Here is a 15,169-nt window from a genome sequence, read left to right on the forward strand (position 1 = left end):
TCCCTATACGGCGTAAGAGGTGACCTTGTACGGTGTACGGGAAACAGTCCCTTACACCGTACAAGGAGTGCCTCTTGACGGCGACGACCGCCGAGACCCCGAACCCCGCCGCCGCGTCCGGCGGCGGCCACCCGCAGCGCTGGCTGATCCTCGGCGTCATCTGCCTGGCCCAGCTCACCGTGTTGCTCGACAACACCGTCCTGAACGTGGCCATCCCGTCCCTCACGCGGGAGCTGAACGCGTCCACCGCCGACATCCAGTGGATGATCAACGCGTACGCGCTCGTCCAGTCCGGCCTCCTCCTCACCGCCGGGAACGCAGCCGACCGCTACGGCCGCAAGCGCATGCTGCTCACCGGCCTGGTGCTGTTCGGTGTCGGCTCGCTCGCCGCCGGTCTCGCGCAGAGCTCCGCCCAGCTGATCGCCGCGCGGGCGGGCATGGGCATCGGCGGCGCGCTGCTGATGACCACGACCCTCGCGGTCGTCGTGCAGATCTTCGACGAATCGGAGCGCGTCAAGGCCATCGCCATCTGGTCCACCGTCAGCTCGCTGGGCTTCGCGGCGGGCCCGCTGCTGGGCGGCTTCATGCTCGACCACTTCTGGTGGGGCGCGATCTTCCTGATCAACTTGCCGGTCGCGGCTGTCGGCCTGGTCGCCGTCGCCGTCCTCGTACCGGAGTCCAAGCACAGGCAGGGCGACCGCCCCGACCTGCTCGGCGCGGTGCTGTCCACGATCGGCATGACCGCCCTCGTGTACGCGATCATCAACGGCCCCGACCACGGCTGGCTGTCCGGCCATGTGCTGGTGTCGGCGACGCTCGGCCTCCTCGCCATGGGCGCCTTCGCGTTCTGGGAGCTGCGCACCCCGTACCCCATGCTGGACATGCACTTCTTCCGCAACCAGCGGTTCGTCGGCGCCGTCGCGGGCGCGATCCTCGTCGCGTTCGGCATGACCGGGTCGCTGTTCCTGCTCACCCAGCACCTGCAGTTCGTCCTCGGGTACGACCCGCTCGACGCGGGCCTGCGGACGGCGCCGCTCGCGCTGACCGTCGTCGTGCTGAACCTGAGCGGCGTCGGCGCCCGGCTGCTGCCGAGGGTGGGCACGCCCGGCACGATCGCCCTCGGCATGGCCCTGGTCTCCGGCGGCCTCGCGTCGATCGCGCTCCTCGGCTCCCAGGGGTACGGCGGGATGCTGCTCGGCCTGGTCGTCATGGGCGCCGGCGTCTCTTTGTCGATGCCCGCCATGGCCAACGCCATCATGAGCGCGATCCCCCCGGAGAAGGCCGGGGTCGGCGCCGGGATCAACGGCACGCTCGCCGAGTTCGGCAACGGCCTCGGTGTGGCGGTGCTCGGCGCCGTGCTCAACGCCCGGTTCACGGCGCTCGCCTCCGTGGCGGCCGTGTCGCTGCCCGCGGCGCTGGCGGAGGCCGACGGTCCGGCGGAGCGCGCGCGGATCGCAAACGCCTTCGCGGCGGGCCTGGAGACGAGCCAACTCGTCGGCGCCGTCGCGGTCCTGGCGGGCGGCCTCCTCGCGGCGCTGCTGCTGCGTCGTGCGGAGCGCGGGACGAGGGCGGCGGCATAGCATCGGCCCGCACGGAAAGAGGAGGAAGCCCATGGCGTCGGCAGCCGACCGCGACACGAAGCGCCCGGTGCGGATGAGCGTCTGGCTGGACGGCAAGGCGGCCGCGTCGCGCGGCCGCCGGGCGGGCGGTGACCACCCGTCGGGCCTGGACCGGGAGCGCATCACGGAGGCGACCGTACGGCTCCTGGACGCGGAAGGGGAGGCGAAGTTCTCCATGCGCCGCTTGGCCGCCGAGCTGAACGTCACGGCGATGTCGCTCTACTGGTACGTGGACTCCAAGGACGACCTGCTGGAGCTGGCCAGCGACGCGGCGGCGGGCGAGCTGTACCTCCCGGACCCGGACGCGGACGACGACTGGCGCGAGCAGCTGCGGGATCTCGCGCAGGGGTACCGGGCGCTGCTGGTCCGCCACCCGTGGCTGTCGCCGCTGATGGGCCGGTTCCTGAACATCGGCCCGAACTGGGCGGCGTTCGTGCTGTGCGTGCAGCGGCTGATCGCCAAGACGGGGCTGGCGCCCGAGCAGCAGGCGGGCGCCATCGCGGCGGTCTTCCAGTTCGTGTACGGCTTCGGCACCATCGAGGGCCACTTCCGCAAGCGGTGCGCCGAGGCGGGCATGGGCCAGGACGAGTACGTCGCCCGGGCCATGGGCGCGATGGGCGGGCACCCGGACCTGGCTCCGGTCATGGACGCGGGCCGGGAGATGAACGAAGCCCGCCAGGGGGCGACGGTGGACGAGACGAGGGACCGCGACTTCGCGTTCGCCCTGGACCTGCTGGTCGCGGGCATCGAGGCCCGGACACGCGGGTGACCGGCCCGTACGGGGCCGGGCCGGTACGGGTCCCGGGCCGGAACGGCGGCCGTTCTCGCGCATGAGTGAGGCCCCGGTGGCGGGCCGGGGGCGTCCCCTGCCTGCCCTGCCCGCCACCGGGGCCTTCCGTCCGGGCGCGCCGCTCTCCGCTCAAGGGCGGCGGGCCCGGAGTATCAGTGGGTCGCGTTCTTCAGGGCGACCTCGCGGATGAAGAGCGTCACCAGGAGGGCGAGCAGGGCGAACGGTGCCGAGTAGAGGAAGACGTCCCCCACCGCGTGCCCGTACGCGCTCTCCATCACCGGGCGGACCGGCGCGGGCAGCTTGTCCAGGTCCGGGATGCCGCCGCCCGTACCGCCGCTGCCCAGGGCGGCGCCCTTCGGGCCGAGGGCCGCGAGGCCCTCCTTCACGTACTCCGTGACCTTGTTGCCCATCACGGCGCCCAGCGCGGAGACGCCCACGGCGCCGCCCAGCGACCGGAAGAACGTGACGACCGACGACGCGGCGCCCAGGTCCCGGGGGGCGACCTGGTTCTGGGTGCACAGGACCAGGTTCTGCATCATCATGCCGATGCCCAGGCCCAGCACGGCCATGAACAGCGCCACGTGCCAGTAGGGCGTGTCGTACCGGATCGTGCCGAGCAGTCCGAGGCCCGCCGTCACCAGCACACCACCGCCGACCAGCCACGCCTTCCAACGGCCCGTCTTGGTGATGATCTGGCCGGAGACCGTGGACGAGACGAACAGGCCCGCGATCATCGGGATCGTCATGACGCCGGACATCGTCGGCGACTTGTCCCGCGCCAGCTGGAAGTACTGGCTGAAGAACACCGTCCCGGCGAACATCGCCACCCCCACGAACAGCGAGGCCAGCGACGCGAGCGTGATCGTCCGGTTGCGGAACAGGCGCAGCGGGATGATCGGTTCCGCGGCGCGGGACTCGACGGCGACGAACAGCGCGCCGAGCATCACCGAGCCGCCCACCATCACGGCGGTCTGCCAGGACATCCAGTCGTACTTGTCGCCCGCGAAGGTGACCCAGATGAGCAGCAGCGACACGGCGGCGCTGATCAGGGCGGCGCCCGACCAGTCCACCTTCACCTCGCGCCGGACCACCGGCAGGCGGAGGGTCTTCTGAAGGACGATCAGGGCGATGACGGCGAACGGCACGCCGACGTAGAAGCACCAGCGCCAGCCGAGCCAGTCGGTGTCGGTGATCACGCCGCCGAGCAGCGGGCCGCCGACCGTCGCGACGGCGAAGACGGCGCCGAGGTAGCCGGAGTAGCGGCCGCGCTCGCGCGGGGAGATCATCGCGGCCATCACGATCTGCGCGAGGGCGGAGAGACCGCCCACGCCTATGCCCTGGACGACCCGGCAGGCGATCAGCATGCCGGAGCTCTGGGAGAGACCGGCGACGACCGAGCCGATCACGTAGACGACGAGGGACAGCTGCACCAGCAGCTTCTTCGAGAACAGGTCCGCGAGCTTGCCCCAGAGCGGCGTCGTCGCGGTCATGGCCAGCAGCGACGCCGTCACGACCCAGGTGTAGGCGCTCTGGCCGCCGCCGAGGTCGGTGATGATTTCGGGGAGGGCGTTGGAGACGATCGTCGACGAGAGGATGGCGACGAACATGCCGAGCATCAGCCCGGACAGCGCCTCCATGATCTGCCGGTGCGTCATCGGCGTGCGGCCGGCCTCGCCGGCGTCGCCGTCCCGCACTCCTGACGGGGTGGTCGTGGCCATGTACTTCCTTACGGGTGCGTCGTCGTCTGCTGTTTCTGCTGCTTCTGCTGTTTCTTCGTCTATGGGCTCGTCGGGGCCGGTTCCGGCGCCGGAACCGGAGCCGGGAGCGGTGCGTGCGGCTGGTGGTGCGTCCGGCCGTCCCCGAACGACGTCCGGAGGCGGGCCAGCAGCGTGACGAGTTGCCCGACCTCGTCGTCGGACCACTCCCGCAGGCGGTCCGCGAACAGGTCCGTGGTGCGCTGGCCGAGGTCGTCCAGCACCTCCCGCCCCGAGGGGGTGAGGCGCAGGATGCGGGAGCGCCGGTCGCCCGGATCGGGTGACCGCTCGACCCAGCCGTGCTCCACCACATGGGCGACGTGCCGGCTGGTGACCGACATGTCGACGGCGAGGTGCTCGGCGAGCCTGCTCAGGCGCATGTCCCCGTACCGGTCCAGCAGCGCCAGCACGGCGGCGGCACCACTCGGGCACTCGGTGGGGAGCAGCCGTGCGATGCCGCGCTTGACGACCCCGACGGCGCTGATCTGGCGGGCCAGCTCCTCGTACTGTCCGCGTGCTGCCACGGCGGACACCTCCGCATCTTGTTGCTTAGAGCAACCATAGATTCAGATGGTTGTTACAGGCAAATGAAATGGGGGGACATACGGCCAAAGACCTGGCAAAGAAGGGTCAAGATCGTTCCGCGGGCCGCCCGGGGTGGGGCGGTGGGCCGGGATTCGCTAGGGTCCTGCCCCATGGCACACAACCCGCACGCCCCCCAGGGCCCCGAGGGCAACTACGACCCCGCGGGCTCCACCCAGATGTTCCGCGCCTTCGTCGACGAGGGCGCGCCCCAGCGGCAGCAGCAGGCCGTGGTCCAGTCGTCCGGCCCCCGCGTCGGCCTGATCGCCGGCATCGTCCTGGCGGTCGTGGTCGTCGCGGCCGTCGCCTGGCTGGCGCTGGGCTGACCCCGGCCCGGTACGTCGACCGGTACGCGTACCGGTGCGCGGAGCCGCGCGGCACGCCACGGGCCCGGCGCGTTTTCGGTCCGGCGCGCTCGGGCCGCGACTTGGGCGTGCGCTGTGACGTGGCGCTCGGTAGGGCTCGGGCGTCGTGCGGCGCGGTACCGCGCTCTTCCCGCCCCTTGTCGGCCGCGCTTCTGAGCTCTCGTACGACCTCGGTGCGCGGCGTTTCATGCGCCGGTACGGCCTCCTGGTGGCGCCGTGCGCGCGCGTGTGGCTCCGTGCCGTGGCGTGACGCGGGCGTGCGCGGCGCGCGGGCGGCGCGCGGAGGCGTCATGGAGCGCCGGGGCGCGGGTGCGGGCGGGCGGTCAGGGCCGGTCGGGTGCCCGTGCGCTGCGGGGCGCGCCCGGAGTCGTACGTCTTCGGATTGCGTCCGCCCGGCCTCCGGGGCCAGCCCACGGGGCCGGGCGGGCGGGTCGGTCAGTCGGCGATGAGGCCCTCACGCAGCTGCGCCAGCGTGCGCGTCAGCAGCCGGGAGACGTGCATCTGGGAGATGCCGACCTCCTCGCCGATCTGCGACTGCGTCATGTTGGCGAAGAACCGCAGCATGATGATCTGCCGCTCCCGCGCGGGAAGTTTGGCCAGCAGCGGCTTCAGCGACTCGCGGTACTCGACGCCTTCGAGCGCGCTGTCCTCGTAGCCGAGGCGGTCCGCGAGCGAGCCCTCCCCGCCGTCGTCCTCCGGCGACGGCGAGTCGAGCGACGAGGCGGTGTACGCGTTCCCCACGGCCAGGCCGTCCACCACGTCCTCCTCGGACACGCCCAGAACGGCGGCGAGTTCGGGCACGGTCGGGGAGCGGTCGAGCTTCTGCGCCAGCTCGTCGCCGGCCTTGGTGAGCGCCAGCCGCAGCTCCTGGAGGCGGCGCGGCACCCGCACCGACCACGAGGTGTCGCGGAAGAAGCGCTTGATCTCCCCGACGACGGTCGGCATCGCGAATGTCGGGAACTCCACGCCCCGTTCGCAGTCGAACCGGTCGATCGCCTTGATCAGGCCGATCGTGCCGACCTGGACGATGTCCTCCATCGGCTCGTTGCGCGAGCGGAAGCGGGCGGCCGCGTACCGCACGAGCGGGAGGTTGAGCTCGATGAGCGTGTCGCGGACGTACATCCGATCCGGGCTGTCCGCCGCCACCCCCGCCGCGTCCAGCGCGCGCAGGCGGAGGAACAGGGAGCGGGAGAGCGTGCGCGTGTCGATGGCTTCCGAGGTGTCGGGAAGCGCGGCCGGCTCGCTCTGCGTGAGCGTGAGAACCTTCGAGCTGCCCTGTTCTGCGGACATGCCACCCCCTTGAGGTCGCGGACGGTCGCGTGAGCCGCGACCATCGGAGGAACGCAGCCTCCACGTGAGATACCGGCGCCGAGACTGCGGCAAACGCGGTTCCAGCAGAATGTCACATGTCGGCAACACGCTGTAGTGACTTGTCGACATGGCGGCGGTGAAAATGCCCCGGAAGTTGGTGGTTCGCGGCTTTTGGAGCGGCTGATCGTGGACCAAACGACTCTGGTCGCTCTACCCGTTCGAGTTAAGCATCGATCCTATTTGCGGACCTCAGCCGGGCGAAGCTGCGCGCGAGGAGCCTCGACACGTGCATCTGGGAGACGCCGAGCTCCTGGCTGATCTGGGACTGCGTCAGGTTGCGGTAGTAACGGAGCATCAGGATCCGCTGCTCGCGTTCGGGCAGCTGGACCAGCAGATGCCGTACGAGGTCACGGTGTTCGACGCCCGCGAGTGCGGGGTCCTCGTAGCCGAGCCGGTCGAGCAGGCCGGGCAGCCCGTCGCCCTCCTGGGCCGCTTCGAGCGAGGTCGCGTGGTACGAGCGGCCCGCCTCGATGCAGGACAGGACCTCCTCCTCGGAGATCTTGAGCCGCTCCGCGATCTCGGCGGTCGTGGGGGACCTGCCGTGAAGGGTGGTCAGGTCCTCGGTGGCGCCGTTGACCTGCACCCACAGTTCGTGGAGGCGGCGCGGGACGTGGACCGTGCGGACGTTGTCCCGGAAGTACCGCTTGATCTCCCCGACGACGGTCGGCATCGCGAAGGTCGGGAACTGCACGCCCCGGTCGGGGTCGAACCGGTCGATGGCGTTGATCAGGCCGATCGTGCCGACCTGGACGACGTCCTCCATCGGCTCGTTGCGGGAGCGGAAGCGGGCGGCGGCGTACCGGACGAGCGGCAGGTTGGCCTCGATGAGGGCGGCGCGGACGCGGGTGTGCTCGGCGGTGCCGCGCTCCAGCTTCTTCAGCTCGCCGAAGAGGACCTGTGTGAGGGCCCGGGTGTCGGCGGTCCTGCGGACGCGGGCTTCCTGCTCGGACACGGGCTCGGCTGGGGGTTCGGCGGCCGGTGCGGGGGGCGATCCGGCGCCCGGCTCGGCGGAGGGCCGGCCGGGGTGCCGGGCCGGGGGCGTCGCGTGGGAAGCGGTGCGGGGTGCCGGACGGGAATCGCCGAGGGGGTCGGCTTGAGGCCCTTGCGGGCCGGGCCGCGAGGCAGGCCGGGGGTCGGACTGGGTGCCGGAACGAGGGCCGGGCTGGGTGCCGGACTGGGCGCCGGTCTGCGGCGGCCTCGCCGGGTCGCTTTGCGGCTCGTTCTGGGGTGGCACCTGGTGAGGCGTGGTACTGGCCGGCACGTTCACGCCACCCCTTCACGGCTAGCGGTCAACTTCGGTCAAGTCCTCCGTCAAAAGCGGTCATAGCATCACAAGACATGTCCACTGTGTGCAAGCACCCCATAACGCCGTGTTGAAGGCCCGGGGACGGCCGCAAAAGGGGGAGCCCCGCACCACAGAGGTGCGGGGCTCCTGCCGGAGGACTGCTGTGGGACGGCTCAGAACTCGTAGTCCGCGACCACCCAAGTGGCGAACTCGCGCCACTGCCCGGCGGCCGCCTGGTGGGCCGGGTGCTCGACGTACCGCTTGAGGGCGTCCAGGTCCTCGACGGCGGAGTTGATGGCGAAGTCGTACGCGATCGGGCGGTCGCTGATGTTCCAGGCGCACTCCCAGAACGTCAGCTCCGGGATGACACCGCCGAGCTCCTGGAAGGCCCGTACGCCCGCCTCGACGCGCGGCTCGTCGCGTCGTACACCCTCGTTGAGCTTGAAGAGGACCAGGTGGCGGATCACTCGGGACTCCTAGTTGATGAGGGCGGTCATGAACTCGCCGACCGCTTGAGCGGCACTCGAAATGCCCTCGAAGCCTATCTGGACGAGGTCTGCGGCCCGGTCGGGGGACTGGATGATCGTGTAGAGCACGAAGACGGTGAGGGCGTACAGCGTGATCTTCTTCGCCTGCGCCATCGTCACTTTCTCCCCGTCTCTCCCTGCGATTCCCTCGGCGGTCGGGTGAGTCTAACCGAGCACCGATGGGCCGGGGCCGTGAAGATCCGGGCCGTTCGCCGCTCTTGGGGACGCGGGCGCGGGGCGGGTGGTTCCCGTCCCGTGCGGCGGGGGGGCGGCGGTGAACCCGGGGACCGGGAACGCGAAACACCCCTCCGTGTCGCGTTTCCGCGCCCCGGAGGGGTGTTGCTGGCGGTAGCGGAGGGATTTGAACCCTCGGTGACTTGCGCCACACTCGCTTTCGAGGCGAGCTCCTTCGGCCGCTCGGACACGCTACCGAGAGAGAGCTTAGCCCAAAGGTGCCCCGACGCAGAAATCCGTATCGGGCCGCCGGGGCGGAGGCTCTGGGCCGGGGCGCGGGGCCCGGTTCAGCGGTCGCGGAAGAACCGGGTGAGCAGCCCGGCGCACTCCTCGGCCAGCACTCCGTGGAGGACCTCGGGGCGGTGGTTGAGCCGCCGGTCCCGTACGAGGTCCCAGAGCGAGCCGACCGCGCCGGCCTTCTCGTCGAGCGCGCCGAACACCAGCCGGTCCACGCGGGACTGGACGAGGGCGCCCGCGCACATGACGCACGGCTCCAGCGTCACCACGAGCGTGCAGCCGGTCAGCCGCCACTCGCCGAGCCGCTGTGCCGCGCGGCGCAGCGCCAGCACTTCGGCGTGCGCGGTCGGATCGCCGGTGGCCTCGCGCTCGTTGTGCCCGGTCGCGAGGAGGGCGCCGTCCGGGCCGAGCACCACCGCGCCGACCGGCACGTCGCCGGCCAGCGCGGCACGCTCGGCCTCCGCCAACGCCCGCTCCATGGGCGCCCGCCAGGGGGCGCGCACGGGGTCGGGCGCGGGATCGGGCGCGGCGTCGGGCTCCGGTCCGGGAACGCCGCTGCCGGGGCCTGTCGTAGGGGATATGGGGTCGGGCGGCGCGGGGTCGCCCGTCGAGGGGGCGGGCACTAGCGGACGGTCTCCAGCATCTCGGAGGCCCCGAGCGCGTCCGCGATCTCGGTGAGCGCGTCGGTGCCGAGAGCCAGCAGCTCCTTCTCCGACATGCCCAGGTCGTCCAGGATCAGCCGGTCGCCGACCGGCGCGGCGGGCACGGTCTCGGCCGCCGCCTGCGTCTCCTCCTCGGTGTCGTCCGGCTCCCCGTCCTCGGTGCCGTCCAGGTCCAGCGCGTCCAGGTCGGCGGTGTCGTCGGCCCGGTCGTCGCCCAGCAGTTCCCTGGTGAGGATCTCCCCGTACGAGGAGCGGGCGGCGGCCGCCCCGTCCGACACGAAGATGCGAGGGTCTTCCTCGCCCTCCACGCGGACGATGCCGAACCACGCGTCCTCCTGCTCGATGAAGACGAGCACCGTGTCGTCGTCCGGCGAGGCTTCGCGGGCCAGGTCGGTCAGATCCGCCAGGGTCTCCACATCGTCGAGCTCTGTGTCGCTCGCTACCCACCCGTCTTCGGTGAGCGTGAGCAGTGCGGCGAAGTACACCGTGACTCTCCCACTGATCAGAGGTGTGACGATCGGGCGGCACGCTCCTGAATGCCCCGCCCACTCGGCATCGTGGCAGATGCGGCGCTTCGAGGAGAGGTGTTCCGCTCTTGCGTCGTGCACCAGTCTGAGCCCCTGACCCGGTCGGCGTCACCCCGGCCCCCGTACTCCCCGACCGGCCGTGATGATGATCACCAGTGCTTCGCGGCGGGGGGCGGGGCGTGGGCCGGTTCGGAAGCGGTACGGAGCCGTACGGGAGCTGTAGGTGAGCTGTAGGGGAGCTTCAGGAGAGCCGTACCGGAGCTGTGGGGAGCCGCACGGGGGCTGTGGGGAGCCCGCATGGGAGCTGTGGGGAGGCTGTCGGGGGCCTGTGGGAGCCGTACGGCGGTCCGTGTTGGGAGCCGTGCGGCGGCCTGGATCGTGGGCGGGCCGCGGTCACCAGCGGAAGGTCCGCATGCGCATCTGCTGCCGCATCCGGGCCGCTCTGGCGCGGCGCGGCTGGACGCGTTCGCGCAGCGCCCGTGCCTCGTTCAGTTCACGCAGGAACTGTGCTCTGCGGCGCCTGCGCTCGGCGTCGTCCGCCGCCTTGCGGTCCCCGCGTTCTTCCTGGTCAGGCATGGTCTCACCACCACCCCGCAGATGCGTTCGTCCGACTCCACCTTCCCTCCGGCGCGTGGGTTGATGCCAGTGCGGGCTACTGTTGTGGGCATGCGGACCCACGTCGTCGACCACCCGCTGGTGGCGCACAAACTCACCACACTGCGCGACAAGCGCACCGACTCCCCCACCTTCCGGCGGCTCGCCGACGAGCTGGTGACCCTGCTCGCGTACGAGGCGACGCGTGACGTGCGCACCGAGCAGGTCGGCATCGAGACCCCGGTCACCGCGACGACCGGTGTGAAGCTGTCGCACCCGCGGCCCCTGGTGGTGCCGATCCTGCGCGCCGGTCTGGGCATGCTCGACGGCATGGTGCGGCTGCTGCCGACCGCCGAGGTGGGCTTCCTCGGCATGATCCGCAACGAGGAGACGCTGGAGGCGTCCACCTACGCGACGCGGATGCCCGAGGACCTGTCCGGGCGGCAGGTGTACGTCCTCGACCCGATGCTCGCCACGGGCGGCACGCTGGTCGCGGCGATCCGCGAGCTGATCAAGCGCGGTGCCGACGATGTGACGGCGGTCGTGCTGCTGGCGGCGCCGGAGGGCGTCGAGGTGATGGAGCGCGAGCTGGCGGGCACGCCGGTCACGGTCGTCACGGCCTCGATCGACGAGCGCCTCAACGAGCACGGCTACATCGTGCCCGGGCTCGGCGACGCCGGTGACCGGATGTACGGCACGGCGGAGTAGTTCTCCCGCGGCCCCCTGCGGGGCCGCCACCGGGCCCCTGGGCCGCCACGCGGCGGCACGGGGGCCCGTGGTGTTTCCGGCGCCCATCGTTGCTGCGGCCCGCGGGTGCCCACCCGTGGCTGGCCTGCGGAGCCCGCCCACGGCCTGCGGGGCGTCTCGGGGGCACGGGGCCGATCGTGATGAGTGGCCGGACGGGCGTATGTCCTGGGCCTTCGCCTACGGCCTGCCCGGTACCCGCTACTGCTGCTTCGGGGCGCAGTTCGTGGGGGCGGGCTTCGGGTTCAGGAGGGCGGTCATCGAGGCCGTCGCGTCCTCGGGGGCGGCCAGGGCTTTGAACGCCGTCCCGATGATCAGGTCCACGTCCGCCGTCGCCCGCGTGTCGGTCTTGGTCGTGGTGCCCTTCAGCTGGGTGCCGAGGACCGGGAAGGCGCCCTTCGCGGCGCCCGGGGCGCCGAGCAGGATGCCGGGGCCGGGCACCTTCTTGTCGTAGGCGGCCGGTGCGTTGCCGATCTTTCCGATGGTGAAGCCGCGCTTCTTCAGTTCGTCGGCGGTGGTCTTCGCGAGCCCGGCACGCGGGGTGGCGTTGTAGACGTTCACCGTGATGGCGGCCGGTTTCGGGAAGACGGCGGCCTGTGTCGCGGGCGTCGGCTTGGCGGGCTTGCACGCCTCGGCGGCCGCGGACCGTACGGCGTTCTTGTCGCCTCCGCCGAACACGTCGATGAGCTGGAACGTCCCCCAGCCGGCCAGGCCCAGCGCGGCTGCCGCGGCGATGCCGACGACCACGATCCGGCCACGGCGACGCGGTCGGCGCATACGGGGGTACGCGGTGCCCGTGATGCGGTACTTTCCGCCCATACCGGGGGGAGTGAGCATGCTCATGGGCGCAGCGTAATGCGACCCGGTGACTATGCCTACTAAACGATCAGCGACTGAGGGCCGGTCGGGTGGGAATCGCCCCGGAAAGGGTCATTCCCCGAACGGGATCAGTCGAGCTCCAGCACGCGGGCGTGCAGTACCTGCCGCTGTTGCAGCGCCGCGCGCACAGCGCGGTGGAGGCCGTCCTCCAGGTACAGGTCGCCCTGCCACTTCACGACGTGCGCGAAGAGGTCGCCGTAGAACGTCGAGTCCTCGGCGAGGAGCGTTTCGAGGTCCAGTTGGCCCTTGGTCGTCACGAGCTGATCGAGGCGGACCGGACGCGGCGCGACATCCGCCCACTGCCGGGTGCTTTCCCGGCCGTGGTCGGGATACGGCCGCCCGTTACCGATGCGCTTGAAGATCACACGGAAAGCCTACCGGGCAAGCGGCACCCGGCGCAGCCACGCGGAGGTGGATGCCCTCCCGAGAGGGACATGACGATCCGGAGGGAAGCGGGCTTTTCGATCACATGGCCACGAGGGATGACACTCCGGCGCCCTGGTGGAGGGGCCGCCGGAGGGCGCCACCGCGCCGCCACGGGCCGTTGGCCGGGTGGCGGCGCGGTGGCCACACACGTGTTACTCGATGACCTCGTGTGTCACACGGTGACCTCGGGTGTCACTCGGCGACTTCGTGCGTCACTCGGTGACCTCGTGGTCGTGGTCGTCGTGCAGGCCGCCGCCGCTGCCCGCGTCGCCGTCCGTGGGGACGGACTCGACCGGCTTGCGCAGCGAGCTCAGGTCGTGGGCGTAGGTGCCCACGGCGTTGGCTATGACGTCGATGTTGGCGTCGAACGCCGTCATGCTGATGTTGTCCAGGTCGTCACAGGCCGCGTGGTAGCAGGGGTCGTACGCGACACCGGCCGTGCCGCCGAACTTCTCGGCCTGCTTGGCGGTCTTGATGCCCTCGGCGCCCGTGAACGTGCCGCCGGACGGGATGCCCACCTCGATGAACGGGCCGTAGTCGGAGCGGCCGGTGAAGTCCGTGCCCTCGTGCGGGTGGCCCTGCTTGTCGAGGAACGCGTTGATGTCGCGCTCCAGCTGGGCGGAGCCCGCCGGGCCCGCGGGGGCGCCGACGCCGTCGGAGTTGTCGCCGTCGTAGACGAACAGGCCGTAGTTGGGCGAGGCGATCATGTCGAAGTTGAGGTAGAGCTTGATCTCCTTGCGACCGAGGTCGTCGAGGGCGCCGACGTAGTGCTCGGAGCCCAGCAGGCCGTTCTCCTCCGCGCCCCACCAGGCGAACCGCACCTTGTTGGACGTCTTGTCCTTGTACTTGGCGAACTTGAGGGCCACATCGAGAAGACCGGCGGAGCCTGAGCCGTTGTCGTTGATGCCGGGGCCCGCGGTGACCGAGTCGAGGTGGGAGCCGAGCATCACGGTGTTCGCGGCGTTGCCCCGCTGGGTCTCGGCGATGACGTTCCGCGTGGTCCGCTGCTCCTGGAGCTGGCGGATCTCCACGTTCACCTCGACCGGACCGGCGGCCACGGCGGCGGCGAGCGCCTCGCCGTCCGCCTTCGAGACGCCGCCCGTGGGGATCTTCGCGGCGTCGGAGGAGCCGAGCGTGCCGCTGAGGGCGCCGTCCACGTTGTTGTAGACGAGGGCGACGACGGCGCCGGCCGCGGCGGCGTGGGCCTGCTTCGCCGCGAACGTGCAGCCGCCGCGCTGGATGAGCGCCACCTTGCCGGTGAACGCCCCCGCGGCGAAGTCGGCGGGCTCACAGCCGTGCGAGCCGTCCGCGTCCACCGGGGCGGCGGCCAGGGCGGCCTTCGTGCCGCCCACCGGGGTGGACTTGGTGTACGTCATCGCGGAGACGGTGATGTCGCGGGGCTGGGGTGAGACGACGGACAGCTTCTGCGCCCGCGTCTCCGTGTACATGAAGGTGAAGTCCTGGTACGAGACGTCGTACCCGGCCTTCTTGAGCTGCGTGTACACGTACGCGGCCGACGCGTCGTAGCCGAGCGTGCCCGCCGCGCGGTTGCCGCCGGCCGAGTCGGCTATCTGCTGGAACTTCCGCAGGTGCCGGTGGGCGTCGTCGGCGGAGGCCGAGTCGACCAGCCTGGCGGCGAGCTTCGACGCCTCCTTCGCCGGGGTGGCGCGGTCGGCGGAAGCGGGGGAGGCGGAGGCCAGCAGAAGCGGGGTCGCGAGTGCGGCTGCGGCCATGGCGGCCACGGCTCTGCGATGGGATGAGTTCACAGAGGTCCTTCCCGTACGGACGAGGTTGAGGGGAAGCTAGCGACCGGTCGGGCTTCTGTGAACAGATCTCCCACAACTTGCATCATTTTTTCGTACTATTCGCGAAAGCTGTGGATGAATCACCGGGTAACTTCCCCTCGGGCAGCCACGCTTGGCGCATGACCGGACGACGACTACTTCGACGTGTTCTCCTTCGCGGCCTTGGCCGCGCGCTTCGCCTCCTGCTTGTATGCGCGTACCTTCGCCAGCGACTCGGGGCCCGTGATGTCAGCGGCCGACCTGTAGGAGCCCGCCTCCCCGTACGCCCCGGCCGCCTCCCGCCAGCCCTTGGGCCGCACCCCGTACTGCTTGCCCAGCAGCGCGAGGAAGATCTGCGCCTTCTGCTTGCCGAAGCCGGGCAGCGCCTCCAGCCGCGCCAGCAGCTCCTTGCCGCTGGTCACGTCCCGCCAGACCGCCCCGGCGTCCCCGTCGTACTCCTCGACGAGATAGCGGCACAGCTGCTGGACGCGCTGCGCCATCGAACCGGGATAGCGGTGCACCGCCGGCTTGACGGACAGCAGCGCCGCGAAGTCCTCCGGGTCGTGCGCGGCGATCGCGTGCGCGTCCAGGTCGTCGGCGCCCATGCGCGTGGCGATCGTGTACGGCCCGGAGAACGCCCACTCCATGGGGACCTGCTGGTCCAGCAGCATGCCGGTGAGCGCGGCCAGCGGGCTGCGGGAGAGGAGGGCGTCCGCTTCGGGCTGCTGGGCGAGGTGGATCTCCGGGCTACGGGTGCTCATGGACCGATGATCGTGCCAGGCGCGCCCG

The 15,169-nt window shown here is 71.2% G+C and carries 17 protein-coding genes and 1 tRNA gene; 4 read left to right on the top strand and 14 right to left on the bottom strand.

What is annotated here, in order from left to right; all coding sequences use genetic code 11:
- Window positions 1-74 precede the first annotated feature (74 nt).
- Both J116_RS14490 and J116_RS14495 read left to right on the top strand, forming a co-directional pair.
- Window positions 75-1,580 (top strand): MFS transporter, encoded by a 1,506-nt coding sequence (locus J116_RS14490; protein WP_023587785.1) that lies wholly within the window; start codon window positions 75-77, stop codon window positions 1,578-1,580.
- Window positions 1,581-1,611: 31 nt separating this feature from the next.
- On the top strand, window positions 1,612-2,388 hold the full coding sequence (locus tag J116_RS14495; protein ID WP_023587786.1) for a TetR/AcrR family transcriptional regulator: 777 nt from the start codon (window positions 1,612-1,614) through the stop codon (window positions 2,386-2,388).
- Window positions 2,389-2,561: 173 nt separating this feature from the next.
- Here J116_RS14495 and J116_RS14500 read toward each other — a convergent pair whose 3' ends face one another.
- Both J116_RS14500 and J116_RS14505 read right to left on the bottom strand, forming a co-directional pair.
- Window positions 2,562-4,127 (bottom strand): MDR family MFS transporter, encoded by a 1,566-nt coding sequence (locus J116_RS14500; protein ID WP_023587787.1) that lies wholly within the window; start codon window positions 4,125-4,127, stop codon window positions 2,562-2,564.
- Between the two features lie 59 nt (window positions 4,128-4,186).
- Complete coding sequence (locus J116_RS14505) at window positions 4,187-4,687, bottom strand: MarR family winged helix-turn-helix transcriptional regulator (protein WP_028964056.1); 501 nt, start codon at window positions 4,685-4,687, stop codon at window positions 4,187-4,189.
- Between the two features lie 171 nt (window positions 4,688-4,858).
- Here J116_RS14505 and J116_RS14510 point away from each other — a divergent pair, with 171 nt between their 5' ends.
- Window positions 4,859-5,071: a hypothetical protein gene (locus J116_RS14510; protein ID WP_023587789.1), complete on the top strand. Its 213-nt coding sequence runs from the start codon at window positions 4,859-4,861 to the stop codon at window positions 5,069-5,071.
- A gap of 474 nt (window positions 5,072-5,545) precedes the next feature.
- On the opposite strand, the gene J116_RS14515 is transcribed toward J116_RS14510, so the two are convergent.
- The 8 genes from J116_RS14515 to J116_RS14545 all read right to left on the bottom strand — a co-directional run bounded on the left by J116_RS14515 (window position 5,546) and on the right by J116_RS14545 (window position 10,529).
- Window positions 5,546-6,400 carry an RNA polymerase sigma factor SigF gene (locus J116_RS14515; protein WP_028964057.1) on the bottom strand — a complete coding sequence of 285 codons (855 nt, stop codon included), beginning with the start codon at window positions 6,398-6,400 and terminating at the stop codon, window positions 5,546-5,548.
- A gap of 244 nt (window positions 6,401-6,644) precedes the next feature.
- Window positions 6,645-7,742 carry an RNA polymerase sigma factor SigF gene (locus J116_RS14520; RefSeq protein WP_394331485.1) on the bottom strand — a complete coding sequence of 366 codons (1,098 nt, stop codon included), beginning with the start codon at window positions 7,740-7,742 and terminating at the stop codon, window positions 6,645-6,647.
- 197 nt (window positions 7,743-7,939) lie between these two features.
- Window positions 7,940-8,233 carry a Dabb family protein gene (locus tag J116_RS14525; protein WP_023587792.1) on the bottom strand — a complete coding sequence of 98 codons (294 nt, stop codon included), beginning with the start codon at window positions 8,231-8,233 and terminating at the stop codon, window positions 7,940-7,942.
- 9 nt (window positions 8,234-8,242) lie between these two features.
- Window positions 8,243-8,413, bottom strand: a complete 171-nt coding sequence (locus tag J116_RS29915) for a hypothetical protein (protein ID WP_023587793.1) — start codon at window positions 8,411-8,413, stop codon at window positions 8,243-8,245.
- 223 nt (window positions 8,414-8,636) lie between these two features.
- Window positions 8,637-8,724, bottom strand: a tRNA-Ser gene (locus J116_RS14530).
- Window positions 8,725-8,814: 90 nt separating this feature from the next.
- Window positions 8,815-9,243, bottom strand: coding sequence for a tRNA adenosine(34) deaminase TadA (gene tadA, locus J116_RS14535; protein WP_028964059.1), 429 nt, complete (start codon window positions 9,241-9,243; stop codon window positions 8,815-8,817).
- A 143-nt stretch (window positions 9,244-9,386) separates the two neighbouring features.
- Window positions 9,387-9,911: a tRNA adenosine deaminase-associated protein gene (locus J116_RS14540; RefSeq protein WP_023587795.1), complete on the bottom strand. Its 525-nt coding sequence runs from the start codon at window positions 9,909-9,911 to the stop codon at window positions 9,387-9,389.
- A gap of 435 nt (window positions 9,912-10,346) precedes the next feature.
- Complete coding sequence (locus J116_RS14545; RefSeq protein WP_023587796.1) at window positions 10,347-10,529, bottom strand: hypothetical protein; 183 nt, start codon at window positions 10,527-10,529, stop codon at window positions 10,347-10,349.
- A 90-nt stretch (window positions 10,530-10,619) separates the two neighbouring features.
- On the opposite strand from J116_RS14545, the gene upp reads away from it, so the two are divergent.
- Window positions 10,620-11,255: a uracil phosphoribosyltransferase gene (upp, locus tag J116_RS14550; RefSeq protein ID WP_028964060.1), complete on the top strand. Its 636-nt coding sequence runs from the start codon at window positions 10,620-10,622 to the stop codon at window positions 11,253-11,255.
- A 237-nt stretch (window positions 11,256-11,492) separates the two neighbouring features.
- On the opposite strand, the gene J116_RS14555 is transcribed toward upp, so the two are convergent.
- The 4 genes from J116_RS14555 to J116_RS14570 form a co-directional block, all read right to left on the bottom strand.
- Window positions 11,493-12,134 (bottom strand): LytR C-terminal domain-containing protein, encoded by a 642-nt coding sequence (locus J116_RS14555; protein WP_023587798.1) that lies wholly within the window; start codon window positions 12,132-12,134, stop codon window positions 11,493-11,495.
- A 104-nt stretch (window positions 12,135-12,238) separates the two neighbouring features.
- Entirely contained in the window at window positions 12,239-12,535 is a 297-nt protein-coding gene (locus tag J116_RS14560; protein ID WP_003999914.1) for a type II toxin-antitoxin system VapB family antitoxin, read from the bottom strand.
- 273 nt (window positions 12,536-12,808) lie between these two features.
- Complete coding sequence (locus J116_RS14565) at window positions 12,809-14,329, bottom strand: M28 family metallopeptidase (protein ID WP_201258809.1); 1,521 nt, start codon at window positions 14,327-14,329, stop codon at window positions 12,809-12,811.
- 206 nt (window positions 14,330-14,535) lie between these two features.
- A complete protein-coding gene (locus J116_RS14570) occupies window positions 14,536-15,141 on the bottom strand; it encodes an HhH-GPD-type base excision DNA repair protein (protein WP_023587800.1) in 606 nt (201 codons plus the stop codon).
- Window positions 15,142-15,169: the final 28 nt, after the last annotated feature.

It is taken from the genome of Streptomyces thermolilacinus SPC6 (genome assembly GCF_000478605.2).
Lineage (GTDB): Bacteria > Actinomycetota > Actinomycetes > Streptomycetales > Streptomycetaceae > Streptomyces > Streptomyces thermolilacinus.